The sequence below is a fragment of the Cupriavidus sp. KB_39 genome (genome assembly GCF_052114485.1).
GTDB lineage: Bacteria > Pseudomonadota > Gammaproteobacteria > Burkholderiales > Burkholderiaceae > Cupriavidus.
In genome coordinates, this window is the sequence record NZ_JBFREV010000093.1 from 1 (window position 1) to 3,055 (window position 3,055).

Genomic DNA, 3,055 nt, shown 5'->3' on the forward strand with positions numbered 1-3,055 from the left:
ACCAACAGCTTCATCAAAAACATTGATTGGGCTAAGAAAGGCATCTTTTCTTTCAGTAACACGCCCCTGACCTTGCTGACCTCCACAGGCGTTATTGCGCTCGGTCTCTCCACGATTGCGGCTGTCATCGTTGCCGCCTTGCGTATATTCAGCCCGGATATCGCGCCACGAGGCGTCACCACCTTGTTGATCGCCATCCTGATGTTCGGCTCGTTTAATATTTTTGCCATTGGTCTGGTCGGTGAATACGTCGCCAAGATCATGGCCGAGGTCAAAGGCAGGCCGCGCCTGATCCGCTCCGCACTGATCCGCAATGGAAAGGCCACGGAGCTGTTACCGGATGGAAAGGCCATCAAATGATGCAACCCGGATCCGGCAACATGCACCGGAAAGAAGGTTTTCAGCCGATTTCAGTCAAGTCACCGGCCACTAACCCCTTCCTGTTTAGGCTGCGGTGCTTGATTGATCTCCAATTGGGGACGATTGTGCAATTCCTTCGTCCGGCGCTCGGGCAGGCCAGCGGCCGGGTCCTGGATGTGGGTGCCGGCCAGTCGCCCTGGCGTGCATGGTTACCGGCATCGACGACCTATCAGGGTATTGACGTCGGGCACGCCGATGAATTTGGAATGGGTAGTAAGCGCTACGACGTGATTTATTACGATGGGCGGCTGATGCCCTTCGACGACGCCACCTTTGAATGCGTCCTGTGCATCGAAGTGTTGGAGCACTCGGAGGACCCGCAGCTCCTGGTCAGCGAAATGGCACGGGTTCTCCAGCCCGGTGGCGTCATGTTGCTCACGGTGCCCTGGTCAGCTCGGCAGCACCACTTGCCGCATGATTACCATCGGTTTACCCGCGAGCGTCTGCAAAATCTGTTTGTCCAGAGTGGTTTCACCAACCTCGACATTCGTGAGCGTGGTAATGACATTGCAGCAATCGCCAACAAGTTGACGGTACTGACAATCAGGCTGCTGCGACCTGCCAGACCAATATGGTCCATGTGCTGGAAGCTGCCGTTGTCGCTGCTCTGCGGTTTGCTCGCCACGGGCTTTATCGTTGCGGCACACGTCTCCATTTCACTGGGAATGGGCTCAAAAGAAGACCCGCTTGGCTACTTTGTCCGAGCCAAGAAAGGCGCGTGATGAAAGGCAAGCTAGGCGTGCTCTTTGGTTTTTTCCTGGTTGGACTTGGATTGGACTTGGGCTGTCCTTGGCCATCCCGATATACAGAAGGAATTATTTTTTCGCTGACATCCCGGGCAAATCAGCGACGCTTTGCGCCGCCCCTTTATGAACCGTTGCAGGTGTGAGCCTCCTGGCGGCATTGATGCTCGTCGAACCCCATCAGGAATGAGGAATAGGATTTCGGCCGTTATAAAACCATTCGCTATGCCCCCCCAAATAACTGCTCAACCAAGACAAGCTAATATGACCAGTCGATCTTGCCCAGTCTGTAGCACGCAATCGTCCGAGGCGAGGCTTTTCATGAAACAGAACATCGATCCTGCGCTGATGTCTGCATTCAGTTTTGCCTCGCGCAAGCTGCCTGAATTCATGAATCATCAATTGGTTCAGTGCCCGACGTGCGATCTGGTGTATGCCAATGATCCTCCGGATCAGTCCATACTGGCCCATGCCTATCACCTCGCGAGCTTCGATAGTGCGCAGGAGGCAGACGATGCGGCGGCGGCGTACGGCGAAGCCGTCCTTCCGGTATTGAGCCGCCTCACGAGCAAGGAGTCGGCACTGGAGATCGGGGCGGGTACGGGCATTTTCCTGGATGTCCTCCGGTCCCAGGGATTCAAGGTCACACTGGGCGTCGAACCGTCATCGGCTGCGATCGCAGCAGCGCCGCCTCATCGACAAAGCTGGCTCACGGAGGCTATTTTCAGAGAGTCGGATTTCCAGCTCGAAAGCTTTGATTTCATTTGTTGCTTCATGACCCTGGAGCACGTCAGAGACCCATGTGAAATCGTGTCAGCGGCAAGTCGCCTGCTCCGGCCCGGCGGAGCCATTGCCTTGGTGACGCATGATTATCGCAGTGGCATCAATCGACTCCTGGGCAAGCGGTCGCCCATCATCGATATCGAACACATGCAACTGTTCTCGCCAAAGAGCATCCGGTATCTCCTGGAGCGCAACAAATTTGACTCGATCATCGTCCACAGCTTCCAGAACCGCTATGCGCTGCGCTACTGGATGCGACTGTTACCCCTTGGCGTCGGACTAAAGCAAAACATGATCAAAGGCCTGGATGCGATCGGCATGGCCGACATGAAACTAAGTTTTAATGTCGGCAACATGCTGTCTTTCGGTTACCGCCCTCAACGATGAAGCTCAAGCGCTACGCCACCTTTATTCGTTTCCTGATTGCCGGCGGATTCAACTCGTTGTTTGGCTGGCTGGTGTATTCAGCGGCCATCCTGATGGGAGCACCGCCTTGGCTAGCGCTGATCGCCGGCATCATCATGGGCATCGGATTCAATTTCGTCACGTTGGGAGGCTATGCCTTCCGCGATATGACACGTGCCAGATTGCCCCGGTTTGTAATGACATATTGTTTTATTTACGTCGTAAATCTAATTTGCCTGACAATGCTGAAGGGATGGATTGAACAGCCGATCCTAGGGCAATTGATCCTCACGCCCTTTATGGCCATGGTGTCCTATGTGGTGTTGTCACGCATGGTTTTCACGGGCCGGCGGGAAAGCACCTGAAGGTGAAACTCGCTAGCACAGTCTAGAATCCCTCTCAAACTAATAATCTTCTTCTACCCGGTTAGTTTTCGTTTTTAGAGCAGATTGAGCTAATGATCATCTGGGTTTAACCAAATTAGCCAATATTGTCGCGATATTATCTACGTCTTTCTCGAACAGCCCGTAGACTATGCCAAGACCCAGCGTCTTCCATCATGTTGCGTTCGGGACGTAGAGGCCGGAGGTTCGAATCCTCTCACCCCGACCAGATTTCGATGTCATGCGCCAGCGTGATGTCCACGAAAAAGCCGCACAGCAATGTGCGGCTTTTTTCGTTTCCCGCCCCCCTTCTCCTTCCCC

Annotated in this window: 3 protein-coding genes and 1 pseudogene; all 4 read left to right on the forward strand. The window is 54.2% G+C overall.

Going from position 1 to position 3,055, the window contains the following annotated elements; all coding sequences use genetic code 11:
- Positions 1-360: pseudogene (locus tag AB4Z27_RS28585) on the forward strand (NAD-dependent epimerase/dehydratase family protein); the annotation flags it as partial.
- The gene (locus AB4Z27_RS28590; protein ID WP_441645923.1) at positions 357-1,142 is read left to right on the forward strand and encodes a class I SAM-dependent methyltransferase; all 786 of its coding nucleotides are present in this window, start codon (positions 357-359) and stop codon (positions 1,140-1,142) included. The pseudogene AB4Z27_RS28585 and the gene AB4Z27_RS28590, both read left to right, overlap by 4 nt.
- Before the next feature lie 342 nt (positions 1,143-1,484).
- Entirely contained in the window at positions 1,485-2,333 is an 849-nt protein-coding gene (locus tag AB4Z27_RS28595) for a class I SAM-dependent methyltransferase (RefSeq protein ID WP_441645924.1), read from the forward strand.
- A complete protein-coding gene (locus tag AB4Z27_RS28600) occupies positions 2,330-2,716 on the forward strand; it encodes a GtrA family protein (RefSeq protein WP_441645925.1) in 387 nt (128 codons plus the stop codon). The genes AB4Z27_RS28595 and AB4Z27_RS28600 overlap by 4 nt, the downstream gene beginning before the upstream one ends.
- Positions 2,717-3,055: the final 339 nt, after the last annotated feature.